The 20,714-nt window shown below is 40.5% G+C and carries 20 protein-coding genes and 1 tRNA gene; 6 read left to right on the top strand and 15 right to left on the bottom strand.

The window, feature by feature from the left end:
• Window positions 1-10 precede the first annotated feature (10 nt).
• From SD427_RS07585 to SD427_RS07575, 3 genes are read left to right on the top strand one after another with little or no spacing between them, the layout of a single operon-like run.
• On the top strand, window positions 11-766 hold the full coding sequence (locus SD427_RS07585) for a hypothetical protein (RefSeq protein ID WP_320560669.1): 756 nt from the start codon (window positions 11-13) through the stop codon (window positions 764-766).
• A 3-nt stretch (window positions 767-769) separates the two neighbouring features.
• Window positions 770-1,873, top strand: a complete 1,104-nt coding sequence (gene recF, locus SD427_RS07580) for a DNA replication/repair protein RecF (protein ID WP_320560668.1) — start codon at window positions 770-772, stop codon at window positions 1,871-1,873.
• A gap of 2 nt (window positions 1,874-1,875) precedes the next feature.
• Window positions 1,876-2,169: a hypothetical protein gene (locus tag SD427_RS07575; RefSeq protein WP_320560667.1), complete on the top strand. Its 294-nt coding sequence runs from the start codon at window positions 1,876-1,878 to the stop codon at window positions 2,167-2,169.
• Here the strand turns inward: SD427_RS07575 and SD427_RS07570 are convergent.
• Genes SD427_RS07570 through SD427_RS07560 form a run of 3 tightly spaced genes read right to left on the bottom strand, consistent with a single transcriptional unit; the run spans window position 2,147 to window position 5,930 of the window.
• Complete coding sequence (locus SD427_RS07570) at window positions 2,147-4,183, bottom strand: recombinase (RefSeq protein WP_414017712.1); 2,037 nt, start codon at window positions 4,181-4,183, stop codon at window positions 2,147-2,149. The genes SD427_RS07575 and SD427_RS07570 overlap by 23 nt on opposite strands.
• Window positions 4,184-4,196: 13 nt before the next feature.
• Window positions 4,197-4,841 carry a monofunctional biosynthetic peptidoglycan transglycosylase gene (mtgA, locus tag SD427_RS07565; protein WP_320560666.1) on the bottom strand — a complete coding sequence of 215 codons (645 nt, stop codon included), beginning with the start codon at window positions 4,839-4,841 and terminating at the stop codon, window positions 4,197-4,199.
• Window positions 4,842-4,883: 42 nt separating this feature from the next.
• On the bottom strand, window positions 4,884-5,930 hold the full coding sequence (locus SD427_RS07560; protein WP_320560665.1) for an ABC transporter substrate-binding protein: 1,047 nt from the start codon (window positions 5,928-5,930) through the stop codon (window positions 4,884-4,886).
• A 47-nt stretch (window positions 5,931-5,977) separates the two neighbouring features.
• Here SD427_RS07560 and SD427_RS07555 point away from each other — a divergent pair.
• Window positions 5,978-6,051 (top strand) — tRNA-Arg (locus SD427_RS07555).
• Here SD427_RS07555 and SD427_RS07550 read toward each other — a convergent pair.
• The 11 genes from SD427_RS07550 to SD427_RS07500 form a co-directional block, all read right to left on the bottom strand.
• A complete protein-coding gene (locus SD427_RS07550; RefSeq protein ID WP_320560664.1) occupies window positions 6,017-7,579 on the bottom strand; it encodes a recombinase family protein in 1,563 nt (520 codons plus the stop codon). The two genes, SD427_RS07555 and SD427_RS07550, sit on opposite strands and share 35 nt — an antisense overlap.
• A gap of 102 nt (window positions 7,580-7,681) precedes the next feature.
• Entirely contained in the window at window positions 7,682-7,897 is a 216-nt protein-coding gene (locus SD427_RS07545; RefSeq protein WP_320560663.1) for a hypothetical protein, read from the bottom strand.
• Window positions 7,898-8,100: 203 nt separating this feature from the next.
• Window positions 8,101-8,538, bottom strand: coding sequence for an SDR family NAD(P)-dependent oxidoreductase (locus tag SD427_RS07540; RefSeq protein ID WP_320560662.1), 438 nt, complete (start codon window positions 8,536-8,538; stop codon window positions 8,101-8,103).
• Window positions 8,539-8,684: 146 nt separating this feature from the next.
• Window positions 8,685-9,707 (bottom strand): LLM class flavin-dependent oxidoreductase, encoded by a 1,023-nt coding sequence (locus SD427_RS07535; RefSeq protein WP_320560661.1) that lies wholly within the window; start codon window positions 9,705-9,707, stop codon window positions 8,685-8,687.
• Between the two features lie 205 nt (window positions 9,708-9,912).
• A complete protein-coding gene (locus SD427_RS07530) occupies window positions 9,913-10,128 on the bottom strand; it encodes a helix-turn-helix domain-containing protein (RefSeq protein ID WP_320560660.1) in 216 nt (71 codons plus the stop codon).
• 50 nt (window positions 10,129-10,178) lie between these two features.
• Window positions 10,179-10,760 (bottom strand): TetR/AcrR family transcriptional regulator, encoded by a 582-nt coding sequence (locus SD427_RS07525; RefSeq protein ID WP_320560659.1) that lies wholly within the window; start codon window positions 10,758-10,760, stop codon window positions 10,179-10,181.
• A gap of 182 nt (window positions 10,761-10,942) precedes the next feature.
• Window positions 10,943-12,382, bottom strand: a complete 1,440-nt coding sequence (locus SD427_RS07520) for an efflux transporter outer membrane subunit (RefSeq protein WP_320560658.1) — start codon at window positions 12,380-12,382, stop codon at window positions 10,943-10,945.
• Between the two features lie 85 nt (window positions 12,383-12,467).
• Complete coding sequence (locus SD427_RS07515; RefSeq protein WP_320560657.1) at window positions 12,468-15,647, bottom strand: efflux RND transporter permease subunit; 3,180 nt, start codon at window positions 15,645-15,647, stop codon at window positions 12,468-12,470.
• Window positions 15,648-15,683: 36 nt separating this feature from the next.
• Window positions 15,684-16,754 (bottom strand): efflux RND transporter periplasmic adaptor subunit, encoded by a 1,071-nt coding sequence (locus SD427_RS07510; RefSeq protein WP_320560656.1) that lies wholly within the window; start codon window positions 16,752-16,754, stop codon window positions 15,684-15,686.
• A 242-nt stretch (window positions 16,755-16,996) separates the two neighbouring features.
• On the bottom strand, window positions 16,997-17,779 hold the full coding sequence (locus SD427_RS07505; RefSeq protein WP_320560655.1) for an AraC family transcriptional regulator: 783 nt from the start codon (window positions 17,777-17,779) through the stop codon (window positions 16,997-16,999).
• Between the two features lie 484 nt (window positions 17,780-18,263).
• Complete coding sequence (locus SD427_RS07500; protein WP_320560654.1) at window positions 18,264-18,407, bottom strand: SDR family oxidoreductase; 144 nt, start codon at window positions 18,405-18,407, stop codon at window positions 18,264-18,266.
• Between the two features lie 204 nt (window positions 18,408-18,611).
• Between SD427_RS07500 and SD427_RS07495 the strand changes: the two genes are divergently transcribed.
• Entirely contained in the window at window positions 18,612-18,962 is a 351-nt protein-coding gene (locus SD427_RS07495) for a helix-turn-helix domain-containing protein (RefSeq protein ID WP_320560653.1), read from the top strand.
• 40 nt (window positions 18,963-19,002) lie between these two features.
• Here the strand turns inward: SD427_RS07495 and SD427_RS07490 are convergent, their stop codons facing one another.
• A complete protein-coding gene (locus SD427_RS07490; protein WP_320560652.1) occupies window positions 19,003-19,404 on the bottom strand; it encodes a MerR family transcriptional regulator in 402 nt (133 codons plus the stop codon).
• Window positions 19,405-19,488: 84 nt separating this feature from the next.
• Here SD427_RS07490 and SD427_RS07485 point away from each other — a divergent pair, with 84 nt between their 5' ends.
• A complete protein-coding gene (locus tag SD427_RS07485) occupies window positions 19,489-20,496 on the top strand; it encodes an alpha/beta hydrolase (RefSeq protein ID WP_320560651.1) in 1,008 nt (335 codons plus the stop codon).
• The last annotated feature ends 218 nt before the right edge of the window (window positions 20,497-20,714 follow it).

Here is a 20,714-nt window from a genome sequence, read left to right as displayed (position 1 = left end):
TTTTTGATAAATGAATCCTTTAAAAGTACTGAAAAAATCCGTTATTGACAGTCAGTTTTACGTATCCTTAACGGGGACCCTTTTCGCAGTATTTTTCATGCAGGAGCAAAATACATTCCGCTATCCTACCGTCTGTTTTATTTTTATTACTTATTTCAGCGGGTACCTGTATACCAAATATCAGAAAACGAAGCATTTTTCAAAAATCTTACTCTTAAATGTGGTTGCCGGCATTGTCTGTGCACTTTTAATTATCGATAACCATAATGAAATGCGCCTGCTTAAATGGATTATCATTGTGATTCTGGGCCTTCTGTACAACAGTTTTTTCCTGGATACCTACATCCGGAAGATCCCGTTGCTGAAAGTGTTTTATGTAGGCCTGGTCTGGGCACTGATGAACTGCTGGCTTACCCTCCCGGAATTCAGCATTCCCATATTTTTCATCAGTTTCTTCTTTATTACCGCTTTGGTCCTGCCGTTCGATATCCGTGACATGAAAACAGATACCGTAAAAACATTTCCTGTACTCATTGGGGTCAGGAACACCAAGTATCTGGCCTATGTACTGGTTTTTCTGAGCAATATCCTTGCAGCCGGTTATTTGAGCATCAACAGTTCCTTTGCTTTTTATTTATCAGGTATTGTTACTTACATTCTTATTTACTTCGCTGAAAATGAGCGGGATGATGCTTACTTTTCTTTCGGCGTGGAAACTTGTTCTGCACTTCCCTTTTTATTTTTGCATATAATGGAGTATTTTTGACAAATGATTATTAAGAAACTTTCCCTGTACAATTTCAAAAACCATTCGGAGAAGAAATTTGAGTTCTCCCCGCAGATCAATTGCTTTGTCGGCAACAACGGTGCGGGGAAAACCAATATCCTGGACGCGCTTCATTATCTTTCCGTCGGAAAGAGCTTCTTGGGGAATACGGATCTTAACAATATTAAGAATGACGAAGATTTCTTCACCATCGATGCCGAGATAGAGAATGATGACAGCGAAGACCTCATTAAAATACTGCAGCCTAAAGAAGCGAAAAAGATCATCAAGAAGAATGACAAAAGCTATGACCGGCTGGCAGACCACATCGGGTATCTGCCCAGTGTCATGATTTCTCCGTATGATTCCAATCTGATTTCAGATTCCGGGGAAAGCCGGAGAAGGTTCCTGGATTCCATGATTTCACAGACGGATTCCGGATATCTTTTTGACCTGATCCAATACCAGAAAACCGTACAGCAGAGAAACGCATTATTAAAATACTTCGCCAAAAACAGAGTCTGGGAAAAGGATTCTTTAGAGATTTATGATGATCCGATCATCCGTTCCGGAACCAAGATTTTCCTTAAAAGAAAAGATTTCGTTGAAAAACTCAACCCGATTGTCCAGAGCTTCTACAAGATTATTTCAGGCGGAAAGGAAAGTGTATCCGTGCTCTATGAATCACATCTGCTTGAAGGTTTTGATACGACCCTGCCTGAAAGGAAGTTCAGGGACCTTTTAACGGAAAGCCTGGAAAAAGACCGGATGCTGACCTACACTTCAAAAGGCATCCACAAAGACGATCTTCTTTTTGAAATGGATTCGGTTTTAATCAAAAAAACAGGTTCCCAGGGACAGCAGAAATCATTTCTTATTTCCCTGAAAATGGCACAGATGAGCCTGATTAAAGAGCTGACGAACAAGACCCCGATCCTTCTGCTGGACGATATCTTCGACAAGCTGGACGATACCCGGGTTTCACAGCTGATTGAGCTGGTCAACCAGGAGAACTTCGGACAGATTTTCATTACGGATACCCACAGGGAACGTACCGAAAGCGTGGTAAAAAAAATCAATGAAGAAAGCATCATTTTTGAGATCTGAACATGAGAAAGAAAAGACGCGAATACCAATCATCTGATCTTGTGAAATCTTTCGCAAGGATTTACGGCTTTGAAAGCAAGCTGGTGGCTTTTGAGATCAAAGATTTCCTGGAAGAATATCTTGACGAAAGCCTGTTCTGTGAGATTAAAAGTGTCAATATCGAAGACAAACGGATTATCATCAGCATCCATTCTCCCTTGCTGAAACATGATTTCCAGATGCGCAAAAGTTTTTACCTGAAAAAATTCCAGGAGCGGTTCGGAGCCGATCAGTTTAACGATCTTCAGATTTTGTAGCCACGGTACTGGTATTGTTCATCATGTCGTCTGCCCGCTTATCCAGTCCGGAAGTCAGGGGAAAGAAAAACCGCAACGGATTTTTTATAAAATACCTGAAAATTCCCCTGTAAATTTCGCTTACCTGCCCGAAGTTCAGTTTCCTGGACCTGAATGCCAGGAACATGGATAAACTGAAGCTTACCACAAAATTGAAGAACCCGATCAGGAACACCGTGATAAAAGAAATCCAGAACGTATAGGCATCCACAGAGAAATCTTTTCCGTATAATCCCATGGCAAAGTTTCCGGCGGCAAAGGTAATGTGGCGGATATCAAGATCAAGACCTAGAAACAGGCCTATCGGCGCAGTGGCTCCCAAAAAAACCCCGAACCAGAAGTTGGATACGATGCCCGGCCAGTTTTTAGCATAATAGGCCGACATCCCTTTCGCGAAATTCTTTCCCAAAAGCCTTCTGATGGAAATATTTTTTGAAATCCGCTCCGGGATCTGGTAAAACACGGAATTATTCCCGATATTCCCCGATATAATCCCCGAAATAAAAAGGTAAAAACCGGCGATACAGGCATGGAGAATGGCTTTGGACTGGAAAGGATCAAGGTCTTTCAATAATTTATCCGACCTTTCAACAGCCATGTTCTGTGAGAAGAATACATCAAGGCCGTATACAATGATAAGGGCAACCGGGAAAGACAGCAGTACATTCCCGACAAAGGCAATAAACTGGCTCCTGAACAGTTTTGAGACCAGGTGGGCAAATTCCGTACTGTCGCTTTTTATATTTCCTTCTTCAGACAGTACTTTTGTCATCGTGGCTGCCGTCATGGCCGGCTGTTTTGTGGCTAAGGTAAAACTCATCAGGTAGATCATCACAAAGCCCATCGCGTAATTCATGGAATACAGGAATGCATGCGAAAAATCACTTCCGGGAATATAGCCGTACAACATTTTCAGCACACATAAAGCGCCTACAATAATCCCGCCTCCACTGGCTTTGTAGAACATGGTCATGTATTCTTTCCGGGTGGACGTAATGTAGTGCGTACCCGTTTCTGCCGTATGGTTGGTAATCAGATGGGAAATCAGCCTCGTGCTGTCATTGATCAGCTCAGAAATATTATTCCTGTGGGATTTGTACCTTAAAATATTAAAAATTAAACTTTTTGAGTTAATGAGAACATCCCTTTCCTCATCAATCACCAGCAGCTGAACAATCTCGTAAATCCGCTGTACCTGCTGGCGGATCTTTAGAAGCGACTGGTTGATTTTTCCTGAAATTCCGTATTTAGACGAATTTTTAAAGGCAATATTGACAAATTCCAGGCACTGCCCGATATAAATTTTAATCTGCTTGTACCGGCTGTCTTTGGAATGCAGCTGCAGATCAGTATTTTTTTCAAATTCAGAAGCAAGCTCCTCAAGCTCATTCTGCAAAGCCAGGAACGGATTGTCGAAATTACGGTATTGCGGGGCCATCCTTACCACTTCGGTTTCCATGGCAGATCCCGTTACGCGCCATGAAAGGATATTCATGGAGAAAAGCATTTCCCTTTTCACATCCGGCATGATGATAAAATCTGAGATCCCCAGTATTACAAAGAGTTCATTGATCTCATTTTCAGGAAGGTTATGCAGGAACTTCAGGTCATTTTTCGGCCGGAAGCTCACATTGTCAATCATGTACCAGATGGTCTTTTCATTAACAATCGGTGGCAGGATTTTGTTGAGAATCCTTTTTTTAAGCTCGGGCACAAAGGCATTTTCAGACAGAATATTGGCCTCGGTAAGGGACAGGTTAAAAGTTTTATCCCTGAAAATATTATACAGGTACTGCTTAAAGCTTTCAGCAATCCGGGGATGGTTCCTGAAAAAATTGAGGACATCGGTAAAATCCGCACTTTTCACGCTCTCCAGAAGTTCCGCAAACGGCTCCAGAGAGAGGGTTTCATTCTTAAAAGAAAAGTATTTTTTAAGAACGGACTCAAAATTTATGCTGGAGTTAAAGAATTTCATCCGTGCAAAGATACTATTTCAAACCCACATTCCTCATTTGTCTCATGATCCAGTTGTGTTTCTTTCTCAGATAGGCTGAAGGATTTTTAGGATCATACTTTTTTGGATTGGGCAAAACCGCTGCAATCCAGGCTGCTTCAGACACCGTAAGGCTCTTTGAAGACTTCCCGAAATAATATTGCGACGCAGCCTCCACCCCGAAAACACCCTGTCCCATTTCAATGGAATTCAGGTACCGTTCCAGGATAATATCCTTTGTCCAGACTTTTTCAATGATAAAGGTATACATGGCTTCCAGCCCTTTCCTGAACCAACTTCTACCCTGCCACAGGAATATATTTTTAGCGGTCTGCTGGGAGATCGTGCTTCCGCCTCTCAGCTTTTTACCTTTTTCATTGTTTTTCATCGCTTTTTCTATCGCCTGGTAATCAAAGCCGTCATGACTGAAAAATTTCTGGTCTTCTGACGCAATGACCGCTTTTTTCACGTTGTTCCCCATGTCATCATACGAAATGTAATCCCTCTGAAGCCTTCCGTATTCCAGAAGGCCTCCGATCTGCGTAATGGTAATGGGCGGGTTGAAGAACCTTCCCCAGACAATAAACAGTACATTCAGGACTAAAATGATGAATATGACTTTTTTGATTTTATTCCACATAATCTTAGATAAAGAATGTCAAAAATAAGGAAATAGTCTGAGTTATTGTAATTCTTTCATATAAGACAGATTATAATCCGGCAGCAGCGCGGGGTGAAAGATTTTAATATAATCCTTCAGCACCAGGTCTGACCTTACCGCGCCGCTTTCGAAAAAATCATTGGCCTGGCCTTTTTCCCTTCCCGTAATAACGTATACTTTCCCTTTATTAAAAGCACTGATCTTGCTGTAAAAAGGATTTTTGCCGAGCATTTCTTTTTTTGAGGCATGGTTGCCTGCATTGATCCAGTACTGAACGCCGGATGATTTGGCAAATACCTCTTCAAAGCTCATTGTCACCGCTTTTTCTTCAGTATTGTCTTTAAGGATATACTCCGCATTGGCATCCGCAATAAAATGCGCCACGGAAGTCTTTCCTCCCGGAAGGTACCAGACATCCCCGTACATTTCGTTGGCCAGGACGGCAGGCTTTTCTTTTGCCTGCAGGGCCAGCTGCTTCAGGCTGTTGTAATTCTTCTCAATTTCCCGGTATATTTTTTCAGCTTCTTCAGATTTCCCCAGAAGCTTTCCGAACAGCTTGAGATAAGCCGTTTTTTCCAGCGGTCCCTGTTCCATGTATTCATCCAGGAAAATTACCTGGATCCCGTTATTTTTCAGCAGCTGGTAGGTATTGTCAAAGCTTGGGATATAATTGGTAAAAACGGCATCCGGTTTCAGGGAAATAATCTTTTCCACATCATATTTCTGGTCGCTTCCCACATGCTGAATCTTTCCGCTTTTCAGTAAATCATGAATTTTCGGGTCATAAATATATTCCGGACTTGAAACCCCCGTTACAAGATTTTCCGCTTCCAGTGCCGAAATATAGCCTGCCATGCTTGCATTCAACAGGATAATTTTCTTCAGGGGAAGCTGGTTTTCTTTAAGATCATACGTGAATTTTCCGGATTGGATATGCAGAATACCGTCTTTTTCGCTGTACTGCACCAGGCCTGAAATAACAGCCGGTTCCGAAGCGGAAATTTTCTGTTCTCTTTTACAGGAAGTTAGCGTTAAAAACGCAATTAATAGTAAAATTCTTGGTTTCATCTTTCAAAGAAACTAAAAAAGTGTTATATTTGCAAACCTTTATTAACGGCCTCGTGGCGCAACTGAATAGCGCATCTGATTACGGCTCAGAAGGTTACAGGTTTGAATCCTGTCGAGGTCACTAGACCGACATTAGAAGTTTTAACTCTCTTATGTCGGTTTTTTTTATTTCCTAATCCATTATTGTACTGATAGATACATTGGGCAACAATATTCATTTTAGGTGTTTGAAAACTTTTTCCGTCAAATTCGACTTTTTGGGGAAATATCAAACACCCTATCGTCCTTTTTGTTGATAGATCGCCTTGCTGGTAAAGGTTTGCAAGGTTTTCCATGGAATCGAGTGCGTTTTCTATTTTTGTTTTGATGTCAAGTTCTTTGCTTTCCGATACGATTTGCTGAAGCTCCTGTTCCAACTGTTCAATTTGCAATTTTGTGAGTCTTTTGATCTCTTTGTAATCTTCTTCATCTAGTTTATCGAAAAGATACTTATCTCTTGCGCTGGCAACCTTTTCATTCAGTAGATTTATCTCTTTTGAGATCGATTTTCTTTTAGCCTCTATATCATAAGTGAATTGTTTATAATTATCCAAAAGTATCTCCTTCATAAGATCCTTGATGATAGGATTATATTCCAGCTTTGAAATTTCCTGCTCAAAAAGTTCATTAAGTCTTTCAGAATCAAATCTGAATCCGCATTTGTAATGACAATGATAATAGTAATAGGTTTTAGATTTTCCTTTCGCACCACTTGCAGTGAGATTTTTCCCACACCTTGGGCAGGTCAAAAGGCCTCGTAGTGGAAAACGCTCATTACCTAATACTCTTCCTCCCGGACCCTCTACTTTTCTTTTTTTGTCCATGATCCTTTGAACCTGATAAAACAACCTTTCACTAATCAATGCCTCATGCTTCCCTTCAATGTAGTAAGCTTCCTCTTGCTTATAGTCTTCAATGTAGATCTTACCACAGTAAACTGGATTTCTCATGGCCTTTGCGAAAGCGCTTCTTGACATTGATACACCTTCCCTTTTATTCATCTGTAATCGTACATGGTCAGCAGGAATATGTCCTTTTGCGATCTCATTGAATGCCCAGATAATATTTGAAGCCTCTGGCTCCTTAATGCCAATGTACTTCTTACCATCTTCATGACTTCTATTTAGATATCCGTAAGGAGCTATTCCCATCAGTCTCCCCTCCTTTTTTGCTCGCCTCATACCATGGAATGTATTCAAAGCTCTCCTGTCATTTTCAACCTCAGGAGTAGACAAGTATATGGCAAGCATCAGCTTATTTTCCGGAACAGACATATCTAAGGGCTGTTCGATCGCCTGGGGGATAATGTGATTTTTATGGAGAAGACCGATCATCTGGTAGGCATCTCCCGTATTACGGCTGAACCGATCCCATTTTGTAAACAGGACAAGTGTACTTTTATGATTTCTCTTTTTTACCTCTATCAGGTACTTTTTCCATTCGGGACGTTCAAAGCTTTTGGCGGAGTGATCTTCATATATCACTTTATTGATAGAAATATTATTATTTGCACAATATCTGCGCAATCTCTCATCCTGATCTCTCTGGGAATAGCCTTTTTCGGCCTGCTCATCAGTGGAAACTCTTATGTATAGATCTGCTATAATCATTGTAATGACGATTTCGTTAAAAAGTTGTTTAATGCTTGCAACATGGAGAAGGTTGCGTTGGTAGAAATTCATCATTCTAATATGGTACTAAAATACAAATAATCAGTCAGATGTAAAATATTCTTTGAGCGTTAATTTCACAACAATATATAGAAACTCCATGATCTCTTCTGACTGATCCTGATCGATTTCATAGCCCGCTTTTTTCAATAATGCCAAAGCCTTTTCAGGCGGGATTTTTTTTAATTCAATAGATGGGATGTATTGATCGATTTTCGGTCTTGCTGTTTCTTGCTTCTTTACTTTACCTTTCTTCATAACAATTCAATTGAGGACTTGTTCTCAATAATTGTAATTTAAAAAGCAGAATAATTATGTTTTATAAGTTGCTTCAACGGTCATCTATTGGCGCTAGATGCATATATAGACTAAAATTTGAAATTTGTTATTCTATAATTATAATGCAATTAAGGACAGAAGCAATTTTTGGATGATCGGAATACTAGTAGATTCTGTTTTTTTTAGTGTGATCTGAAAACCCTGACTGCTTCCTGAGATGTTAAAAGGATTCCCAGCATATTAATGTCAAACATCCTTCTGTATGATTCTTCGGTTATCAGCTCAAGCGGTGCAAATTCGTAAACACCTGCATTATTGATGACGACGTGGGCAGTTCCATACACTTCTTCAGCACTTTTAAAAAGTTTCTTTACGTCTTCATTTTTTGAGACATCACCTTGTATGGCAACAGCCTGACCTCCTTGACTCGTTATATCATTCACAACTTGATCAGCCCCTTCTCTGCTAGAAGAATAATTAACTACTACTTTGACTCCGGCAGTTGCGACTTCACGAGCAATACCTGCACCAATTCCCTTAGATGCACCTGTGACGATGACCACCTTTCCCTTTAATGTTTGACTTATTCTATTTTTTATTTTAAATATTTGATGATACAAATTTCAAGATTTTTGAAATACGCAACGTATCCAAAACAAAAAGGTTGTATCCAAAATGGGTTAATGGTTAACTTGAGATTGTCAAACAACAAATTTATTAACTTTAATGCCAAAAAATTGTGCGCTTCAGAAAATAAAAAGCTCGTCTAATTTGAATGTTTCCCGTTGATTTCTTCCATCAATTCTGCAAATAAGCGTATCGATCTAATACGGTCTTCTAAATTAAAAATAGTTGATACAGTAATGAGCTCATCGGCATTGGTATCGTGTAAGAAGGACAATATCTTCTTTTTTACCGTATCCTTGCTCCCCACAAATGAAAACTTAAGCATCTGTTGGACATTTGGATGGTTGAAGACTGCTCTCAGTTCATCATTCATATCTGTGGGTGGGCTCAATGGAAGACTTTTACCAGACTGCATATTATTGAACATAATGATCAAAGACGTCAACAAGCGTTCAGCCTGCTCGTCTGTATCTGCAACAATAACGTTGATACCGGCCATTGTATAAGGAAAGGCGTGTTCATCAGAAGCCTGAAATTCCCGAGCGTAGATCCTAAGAGCATCATGCAGTTGCGAGGTTGCAAAATGGCTGGCAAAAGCATAAGGCAGACCTTTTGCTGCCGCCAGATGGGCGCTGTCGGTACTTGATCCCAAAATGTAGAGAGGGACTTCCGCACCTTCTGCAAAGGCAACACGCACTTTTGACAATTTGTTATCTTCCGAAAAATAAGTTTGAATTTTTTGAACTTCTTCGGGAAAAGAATGCGCGGCGGCCATATTATCTGACCTTATGGCCTGTGCTGTGACCTGATCCGTACCAGAAGCCCTGCCAAGACCCAGGTCGATCCTGTCTGGATATAATTGTGCTAATGTTCCGAATTGTTCTGCAATGATCAATGGTGAATGGTTAGGAAGCATAATTCCTCCGGAACCTACCCTGATCTTAGAGGTCTGACCAGCAACAAAGGAAATTAGTATGGAAGTCGCACTGCTCACAATTGCCGCTGAGTTATGATGTTCTGCGAACCAAAATCTTTTATAATCGTTTTGTTCTGCCACTTTTGCCAACGCGATTGCGTTATTCAAAGTATCTTGGAAAGTGCTGCCTTCTGAAACAATTGCTAATTCCAATATGGAATAGTCTATTTTATTTTTCATGTACATTTTTTTTAATGACCACAGAATATGAAGATCTGAATAAAATTTTCATCCTGTAAAATTACGTCAAACGCACGATCTAAAGTACAGCGCTTTCCTAGAGCATACCGCATAATGTGATAAACCAACAGCACCTTCCTTTAAGGATAGAGGTGAATGAATACAGAAATTTTTGTTTGAGGATTAACTGTGGAACACATGCGATCTGTAGTTATTTCTTTATATCTGTTTCAGCTAGTATAGAGATGATCTCCTCTTTATTTTTAAAGTAATAGTAGATGATCGTAGTACTGTAATGGATTTCCTTGGCAATCTTTCTAATGGTAACTTGTGCCATACTTTTTTCAATGCTTATCTTTCTTGCGGCATCTATAATAAGATTCTTTATGTGTTCCTTTTCCCGGTTTCTTCTGTCTTTAATTCCCATTCTATAATATTTGAAATAAATAATTTATGATTTATGTTTAACCAGATCTTCTACTTGCTAAAGAGAATGTTTGTAATCCTGCAATCTTTATTTTTGTCTTCCTTATCGACGATTGTTCCTGTGTGGCTTCTTATATTTTCGTAAAAATTGAGAAAAATGTATGAGAAGGAAGATAGTGAGAATAAGTCAGCAAAGAAATGCTCGACTTCTTGGTATCTTAGATTTTTCTGATCAATTGCCGCCTGAACTTCTGCGGTCAGCTCATGAAAACCTGTCAATGTTCTATCAAAGAAACTTTGTAAACTAGTGCTGTCAGGATATCGGATCATTATAAAAATATCAACATAAGGATATGATCTACAAACACGTTCAGATTCTTCAATAAACAGCATTATCTTTCTTTTTAAACTGTCCGATGCAAATAACAGATCATATCTGGGAGCGACCATCTTTACCAATATTTCATTGGTCACCACCGATAAAAGATTATCACGGGAGCGGAAATAGTAATGGATCACTGTTCTGCTGACCTTAGACTTCTTGGCTACGTCAAATAGCGTAAATCCAAAATTGCCATCTTTGAGCAAAATCTCTATGACCGCATTTTTAATTGCTGATTCTGTATCTGACATATTAATTTTTAAAATTGCTTTGGTAAAAAAGTTGGCAAGACCTTATATGCAATGGATCATTGCCAACTTTAGAAAAAAAGCAATGTTATTTTGCAAATGAGTCTCTTAATATTTCAATGTGTAAATGAGATTTGGATAAATTATCAGTAAATTACTCTAGTAAGATCTTATCAGTATTTTGATCAATTCCAACCACCTCCCAACGCACGATAAAGGTTCACGACAGCATTCAGCTTCTGAACTTTGATATTGGCTAAGCTCAGTTCCGCCTGCAGCTTGTTGTTTTGAGCTGTGATAACATCGAGATAAGTGGCCATATCCTGTTGGAACAATTTAGTAGAAGTCGTCACCGCTTTATCAGATCTTGCCACTAAACCTGCAGTAATCAACTCCTGCTTATCGGCCGATTCGATGTTTGCCAAGGCGTTTGAAACCTCGCCTACTGCAACTAAAACGGTTTGCTTGAAATTGATCTCAGACTGTTCCATTGCAATTTTTGACTGCTCATACTGGGTTTTCAATTGTTTTCCATTGATCAATGGCATAGCCAGCGAACCGGCAGCTGCCCCGAATAAAGATCCGGGAATATCAAACCAGTTTTTAAAGTTAAAAGTGTTCAGTCCGCCTTGAGCCGTAATATTTAGAACTGGGTACATACTCGCTTTGGCCACTTTTACATTGGCAAATGCCATTCTTACATTCAGTTCACTGCTTTTCACATCAGGCCTGTAACTTAGAAGCTCAGCAGGAATACCTACAGATTTGTACTCAGGCGTCAGCATATTCGTCAGTTTCATTGTTCTTTTGATCTCGCCTGGCATTTTTCCTGTTAGAATACTCAACGCATTTTCCTGAATGGTGATAGACTGCTCGATCACTGGTATCGTCACCAGCATCTGATCGCGTGTGTTTTCCTGTTGCTGTACAGAAAGACTAGTGGTAATCCCAAGCTCCTGCTGTTTGGTGATCATTCTCAATGTATTGTTGACCAGTTTTAAATTCTGATTGGTAATATCAAGCTGCGTATCCAGCATCAAAAGATTGTAATATCCCTGAGCGATCTGCGCAATCAACTGTGTCTGAACAGCCTTTGCCGCTTCCTGTGTCTGAAGATAGGAAGCCAAAGCAGACTCTTTCCTGCCTTTTATTTTACCCCAGATATCCGCTTCCCAAGAAATGGAGACATTAGAATTATAATCCTCTACGTATCTCTGACCCAAAAACTGTCCGAATGTCAGCCCATTCAGACTATTGTCCGATGGTCTGCTGATAGAGGCCGTTGCTAAATTTAAATTGACATTCGGAACATTTCCCCATTTAGCACGGTTGTAATTTAGCGCCGCAGATTCGATCTGCTTGATGGAAACTTTGAGGTCATTGTTGTTTTTAACACCACTTTCGATAAGTGCCAATAAAGTGGGGTCTGTAAAGAAGTTCCTGTACGGAATTTTTGCAATACTGGTGACCGTACTGTCTTGTGCTACAGCCAGCTGGGTCGTATCTCTGAAGTTTTCCGGCAGTTCCGCTTCGGGCGCCTGATATTTCTGGACGTTGCAGGAGGCCAAAGTCAACAGTGACGCAACTGCTCCAAAATTTGTATATGATCTGATATTTGATTTCATTGTAATTTATTTATCCGCCGATAACCGAGTAGGCAAAATGATCTTGCCTACTCTAAATTATCTTTGTGCTCTCAAACTATTTATATTAATGATTATGTTTTGCGAGTTTTGAAGGCTCGTAGTCCCAAATACTTTCGTCTAATGGTTTACCGCTGATTCTTTCCTGTAAATATTTGAATACTACGAAAAGTACAGGTGTAATGAATACCCCAAGAACAGTTCCGAACAACATTCCGAAAACAGCCGCATATCCGATGGAATGGTTACCGATCGCTGATGGTCCGGTCGCAAATAATAACGGAAGCAATCCTGCAATAAATGCTAAAGAGGTCATCAAAATAGGTCTCAATCTTGCTTTTGCGCCTTCCACGGCAGAAGCCGTTAGACTTTTGCCTGCCTTTCTCCTCTGCATTGCAAATTCTACGATAAGGATCGCATTTTTTGCAAGCAATCCGATAAGCATGATCAATGCTACCTGCACATAAATGTTGTTGGCGATATCTGCAATAGAGATTCCTATGAAAACGCCTAACAGTCCGGTGGGAATTCCCAGCAATACTGCAAATGGAACCAGATAACTTTCATACTGTGCAGAAAGAATGAAGTAAACAAAGATGAAACACAGACCGGAGATCACCGCCGACTGGCCACCTGAAGACTGTTCTTCTCTCGCCATCCCTTTCAGATCATAAGAAAATCCTGTCGGTAAACTTTTAACACTCACTTCTTTCAATGCTGTCATTGCCTGGCCTGTACTGTATCCTGGAGCCGGCATTGCTGTAATGCTTATGGAATTAAATAGATTGTGATGGTCGACAACCTCCGGACCTGCCGTTTGCTTCAGTGAAGCGACCGTGCTTACAGGAACCATTTGTCCAACGTTATTCTTGATATTGATTCCATTTAAAGAATTAGGATCTGCACGGAATTCCGGTGGAGCCTGCATCACGACACGGTAGTATTTTCCGAACCTGTTGAAATCTGAAGCCTGCATACTTCCATAATAACCCTGCATCACAGACATCACATCGGAAACATTCACGCCCAGTTGCTTAGCCTTTACTTCATCAACCACCAATTCATATTGTGGAAAAGAGGCATTAAAAGTGGTGAATGCCATTGCGATCTCTGGTCTCTGCATCAAAGCTCCGATGAAGGCATTTGACGTTTCGTTGAATTTTGCCAAAGAACCTGCGGTCTTGTCCTGAAGAACGACCTCCATACCGCTCGTATTCCCGAATCCGGGAACGGTCGGCATTCCCAAGACAAAGAAAGATGCTTCTTTTATCTGGCTCACCTCTCCCTGAAGCTGACCGATTATCTGACCGAGTTCGTGTACTGCACCACGGTCTTTAGGATTTTTCAGCTTAAGCATAAACACCGCACTTGAAGATGATGTACTGAAATTCAGCATATTCAGACCGTTCACAGAAACAATGCTGTGGACTGCGGGATGTTTCCTCAATATTTGTTCAGCTCTGGTGACAACATCCGTTGTACGGGCTTGTGTAGAACCTGGAGGGAGCGTTACCGTTGTCATCAGGAATGACTGATCTTCATCGGGAATAAATCCTGTCGGTGTAATGACAAACATCCAAGCAGTCAAACCAATTACGATGGCAAGACCCGTAAATGCGACCCATTTTTTCTTTAACAGGAATAAGACCGACTTCCCGTATCTGAACGTCATTTTGTCAAACGAAGCGTTGAATCCTGCGAAGAATTTCTCTTTAAATGATAATTTTTTCGGCTCGTGTCCGTGACCGGGAGCGTGGTGCTGTTTAAGCAAGATCGCACACAGGGCAGGACTTAACGTCAATGCATTGACTGCAGATATCACGATCGCCATTGCTAAGGTCAATGCGAACTGCTGATAGAATATTCCTGTAGGACCTTCCATAAAAGCAACCGGTACAAAAACCGCCGCCATTACCAGGGTGATGGAAAAGATCGCACCTGTGATCTCACTCATCGCCGACATTGTAGCCGCTCTGGCGTTGAGTTTCCGATGTTCCATTTTGGCGTGAACAGCTTCTACCACAACGATGGCATCATCTACTACGATTCCGATGGCCAATACTAGGGCAAATAAGGTCAAAAGGTTGATCGAAAATCCGAACAGGCTCATAAAGAAGAACGTTCCAACAATAGAGACCGGAACTGCGATCGCCGGAATCAAGGTCGATCTGAAGTCCTGAAGGAAAATGAACACAACGATGAAGACCAAAATAAATGCTTCTATCAAAGTATGAATCACCTGATCGATCGATTGATCCAAAGATTCTTTGGAACTGTACACAAATTCGTATTTTACACCGGCAGGAAAAGATGCCGAGAGCTCTTTTACTCTTTGTTGTGCTGCGATCTCAATTTCGTTGGCATTTGATCCGGCAGTTTGGAAAAGCGCAACCATTACACCCTGTTTTTTCTCATATAATGAAGAAACTCCGTAGTCATAAGATCCGAATTCCACCTTGGCAATATCCTTCAGTCTCAAGGTCGTTCCGTCAGTTCCCGCCTTGATCAGCATATTTTCATATTGTGAGGGCTCTGTATTTTTACCTTTATAACGGATGACATAATCCAAAGCTTCCTTGCTCCTTTCACCGAATCTTCCAGGTGCCGCCTCTACATTCTGAACCTGAATGGCACCCGCCACTTCCTGAGGTGTCAGGTTGTAAGAGGCCATTTTTTGGGGATCGAGCCAGACTCTCATAGAATAGTCCTTGTTACCGAAAACCATTGCATCACCAACTCCTTTGATACGTTTTAACTCCGGCACAAGGTTGATCTTTGCGTAGTTTTCTATGAACAGGTCATTTACGGATGGATCTTCAGAATAAATGGTTAGCATCGCCAAAATACTGTTCTGGCGCTTCATCGTGGTAACACCGATCTGATTTACCTCCGCAGGAAGCTGGCTTGTCGCCTGTGCTACTCTGTTTTGTACATTTACAGCTGCCTGATCAGGATCAGTACCGAGCTTGAACACGACATTTACCATCAGATTTCCGTTACTGGAGGTCGATGTGATATAGTCCATATTTTCAACACCGTTGATGGCATTTTCCAAAGGTGGTGCCACAGAGCGCGCGATCACTTCGGAACTCGCTCCGGGATAAACGGCCATTACGGTAACACTCGGTGGGGCAATCTCCGGGAAGGAGGTTATCGGAAGCGTTTTCATCCCGACAATTCCCAAGATGACAAGCAACACCGATATAACGGTCGCAAGGACCGGTCTTTTTATAATCGTTTTTAACATTGAATTTATTATTTGAAATTAAATCCCACCCGCTTCTTAGCCTTTTCCGGCCACAGCTTTTGTTTGAGTTTTGCTGGCTTGCTGATCAGTAGGTTTTGGAACAACAGGCATTCCCGGCTGTAATCTTTCAAAGCCTGAAACGATGTAAGTTTCTCCTGCTTTGATCCCGTTGGTCACCATATAATTGGTGCCGCTTTTCCCGGAGACCTCAATGGCTTTCTGAACAGCCTTATTATCTTTATCCAAAGAAAATATGTACACTTTATCCTGAATATTGACCGTAGAGGCAATCGGAAACAACGTTACATTGTCGAAGTTCTGGTCGATGACAATTTTGCCGGTATTTCCGCCACGGATGATGTTTTTAGGATTGTTGAACCTAGCTCTGAAGGTTACCGATCCCGTATTGGAATTGAATTGTCCTTCCACCGCATCGATCTTCCCTTTTTCCTCGTAAAGATGACCATCGGCGATCTGCAATCCTACCAGCGGCGATTTCTGAATCTTTTCTGCGACCGTACTTCCAACTTGGGAATTTTGGAAATTCAAAAAATCATTTTCACTCATACTGAAATACACATTCACCTGGTGAGAATCCGAAAGAACCGTAATTGGCTCTACGCCAGCTGGGCTTATCATACTTCCCAGGCGGTAGTTGATCCTGCTGAGATATCCGCTGACCGGTGCTTTGATGGTACAAAATTCAAGATTGATCCTTGCCGACTGTGCCGTTGCCTCTGCCTGAGAGAGTGAAGCCTTTGCCCCATCGTAAGCCGCCTGCGCCTGCTGGATCTGGATGTTGGAAACGATGCTTTCCTTCACCAATTCTTTTCTTCGGTCAAGGTCGATCTTTAGATTTGCCAAATTGGCCCTTGCTACTGAGACTCCGGCTTTTGCCGTGTTATACTGCTCGGCATACATTCTGGGATCGATCTGAAAAAGAGGCTGACCAGCCCTTACATAAGCGCCTTCATCCACATAGACCTTGTGGAGGTAGCCGGAAACCTGCGGTCTGATCTCGACATCGGTGACACCTTCGATACTGGCGGGATATTTTTTGGAAACAAGTCCGTTGCCCTGCTCTACTTTGGAGACAGGCAGTTCCATTGGCGGAAACTGTGGCGGTTGCTCATTTTTACTGCATGATTGAAAAATAGTGAAAAAGCTTGCTGCAACCACTATCAGAAAGAATCGTTTTTTTACACTGTTCATAAATGAAATATTATAACTGCAAAATTATTGACTATCAGGTCTGACATTCTAGTCAAAAAGATTCCTTTATTTAGCAAAAAAGAACAAATTCGAAAGGATAAGTAATTCTTTCTTCATCAAAGTGATGTATGTTTTGATCAGCAGAAGCTGACAGTAGACCTATATTGGCTTGGACTGAATCCAGTGCTGTTCTTAAAGAATCTAGTAAATTCAGCATGAGTATCAAAACTGAGTCGGTCAAAAACAGATTGAATGTTGTGATCGCTTTTGGTCAACAGAAGCTTTGCCTCTGTAATGATTTTATCTTCAATGATCTTTTTAGGAGATTTGAAAAAAACTTCTTTTAAGGTGCGGGTAAGATGAGTTCTGGATACAGAGAGTTTATCAGCATAGAATTGAACATCTTTTCTGTTTCGGTAATTTTTTTCCACCAGATTGACAAATCGCAACGCAAGCTCGTCTTTACGGTTTCCTATCTGATTATTACACTCCGGCTTCCATCTGATATTTGACAATTCATAAATAATAATTGAAAAGTAGGATCTCAGTATTTGATCTGTGAATACCCTTTCCTCGTTTTGAGAGACCAGTTTTCCAATTTGTTCTATATTAGACAAAAGACCGTTTAAGAGATCGCCAGGCAATGTCAGGACTTTGGAATAACTATGGAACAATGCCAATAAGGAATCATATGAACCCCATTTCAAATCGAGCCCATCACAAAATTCCATTGTAGCGGAAAGAGCTACGACTTCGCAATCTTGCGAGAATGATTTTAACTCAAATAGACTATTAGGTAAAATCTGAAGTACGTTGAGGTAATGCAGATTATAAACCTTATGATCCAGACTGAAAGTCATACGACCTTTCTTGACAATGAATAAAGTGTACACAAAACTTGTCACTGCTCCTATTTTCATTATGTGGTTTAAATCGAGATTTGTGGTTCCGATACCAAAATTATTCATGACGGGAGTACAAGGTTGGATCAACCCATATTTGAGATCCGGATGGTAGTGCTCAATTTTCATATAAAATGCTCAAGAATTAAAGTTACAATCTTACACGAATATCAATTAATGAATATTCAAAACAATTAAAAGGGCAAAGATAGTTAGTCGCATTTTAATTTTCAGGGCCGGTTTCCTGTGAGATACCAGTTACTACAATAAGTTTGAAACCACAAAAGGATGAACTGCCTATAAAAAGAATAAAGCATGAAGCAGCACATTGATCAAACCGATCATTTTTATCAGATACATTCGGTTCGTCGACAAAACCTGATCACGTTCTGGAGAGTTCTCATAGAAAGATAAAGCCCGACCTGATCATGAGTAGCAGGTCGGGCGATGGCAAGCCAAGTATCGATACAGCTGGTTATGGACTGGTACTTGACTGACGACTTTAGGAAGCCAAATATGCAACGTAACCTCCATCGATGAGGATGTCGCAGCCTGTGATAAAGCTTGCATTTTGGCTGTGCAGAAACTCAACCAGACCTGCAATATCTTCGGGCGTACCTATACATTTCGCAGGAAATTCCTCCAACAACGAGCCGCACGTCGGATGTTCCTCAAGACCTTTATGCCACTAGCTTTGACCGCTATGCCCTTAGCCAAAACGCATCAATGACAGCTCCTCGTTGAGTATCTGATGCACCTGCTACCAATATTAACTGTTCCTTTCTCATAATAAATATTTTTGTAAATTTACAGGATAATTGATTTACTTAACACACCAGTTTTCTAAAAGATGCCAGATATACAAGCGGATAATGCAGACACTGAACAGCAGATAAAACATTTACAGGACTCCCTATATGTGATTAGCGGAAAATGGAAACTGCCAATACTCGTGGCTGTCCATCAAGGCAAAAGCCGTTTTAGAGAAATACAAAGAAGCGTCAATGGTATTACCAGTAAAGTTTTATCCAAGGAACTCAAGGAATTGGAGCTGAACAAATTAATCATCAGACGCGTTTACGATGCCTCACCTCCAAGTGTTGAATATACCACTTCAAATTATTGCGATACTTTACAAAATATGATCACTTCAATGATTGATTGGGGAAAAAGCCACCGTGAAAAGATCAAGGAAGATTAATAACATCTTTCAATTGTAATTTTATGTCTACGTAATCCCTTCATTCTGGAATATTCTCCATATTTTTCATAATACAGATAAGACGGGATCTTATCTCTCTGAAATGCTTGATCTTAATTTCTATCTCTTGGATCTTATTATTAAATAGGTCAATCCGTTCCTTACCACTAAGGTTACCGCCATAGCAATCATCAAACATTTTTTTTATCTCCGCAAGAGTGAAGCCTATTCCTTGCACATCTTTGATAATTTTTATCCTTTCCACGACATCGTTATTGTAATCTTTATAATTGTTGCTTTTTACTTCCTCGTTCCTACAACCCGCTATTAGCCCTAAATTTTCATAGTATCGAATCGTATATATTGTTAATCCAGTTTTTTTAGATAATTCATTGATGAGCATAGATAAAGTTTTTGGTAAGCAAAAATATAAAATTTTCATAAAATTTAAAGTGTAGAGTATAGTCTATGGTTGTGAGTGTATGATGATCTATTTATTTTTGTTATTAACTTTAAAAAACCAATTATGACAAATTCCAAAACGACTCATTTATTCGCCAAAGATTTTCAGCATATTACAACATCTGACGCATATGCAGATATTGCGAAACAATTTTTGCTGCTGGATATCAATAAACCGGAACAAACTAAAACTTTACTGTCAAAACTAAATTCGGATCTATTAGTCGCAAGTTTGTCTAACTCTCCTTCACCAAGTGGTCAACTTGTAGCACCACAAAATGACAGCCAGCCCGCGGTTGATCTTTATACATTTTATCCTGAAGTGAAAACGCAAGGCAAGATTCCTGTCATTTACTTCATGCACGGAAGTGGATATCTAATAGGTAATTCCCGTCAACAAAATCAGTCTTTATTTGACCTTGCCAACGAAACCGGTGCGGTTGTAATCAGTGTAGGATACCGTCTGGCAGGTGAAGATCCTTATCCTGCAGATATCAATGATGCCTATCACGGGTTAGCATATGTATTCGATAATGCCGATGAGTTGGGTTTTGATAAAAAGAAGGTGATCATTATGGGCGAAAGTGCAGGTGGCGGATTGGCGGCCCGTCTGGCTTTAAAAGTTCGTGATTTAGGAATCTATCATCTTATAGGTCAAATATTAACGTTTCCAATGTTAGATTATCGTACTGGATCAGAACATTCTTTGTACCACAATCCTTTTGCAGGTGAATTTATTTGGCTTCCTGAATTTAATCAGCTTGCATGGCAGATGTTAAAGGGAGGCAAGGAAATTCCTGCTGAAGAAATGCCTTACTACTCTGCAAGTATGGCAACGGATTTAAGCGGTTTGCCACGGACATTTATCACTGTTGGCTCTTTGGATTTGTTTGTGAATGAAGATATTGATTATGCTAACCGTCTAATATCATCTGGAGTGCAGACTGACCTTTTAGTTTTGAATGGAGTACCACACGGCATTGAGAATAACAGTCCTTCTTCTCCGGAAGCAAAACGCTATATTGAGACCCGTACACAGATCATCACTACAATTTTTTCAGCGATAGAGTAAATCGCAGTATACTTATCTACGTAATTTTCAGAGTAAGTTATTCAGGATATGACGACATCACTGTTTTGAAAGTAGCTCAAAACAGTGGATGAAATGTTGCTGAACTCTAGATCACATCCTTAATTCAATAAAGCCGGTTCTTCCGGCTTTACTTTTGAAGTGGACCCCGGAGGTGGAATTATCGAACACTTTTGTAGAGGATTAAAAAAAATTGCGGA

This window comes from Chryseobacterium sp. JJR-5R, from assembly GCF_034047335.1.
Taxonomy (GTDB): domain Bacteria; phylum Bacteroidota; class Bacteroidia; order Flavobacteriales; family Weeksellaceae; genus Chryseobacterium.
This window is presented reverse-complemented; position numbering and strand designations above follow the sequence as displayed.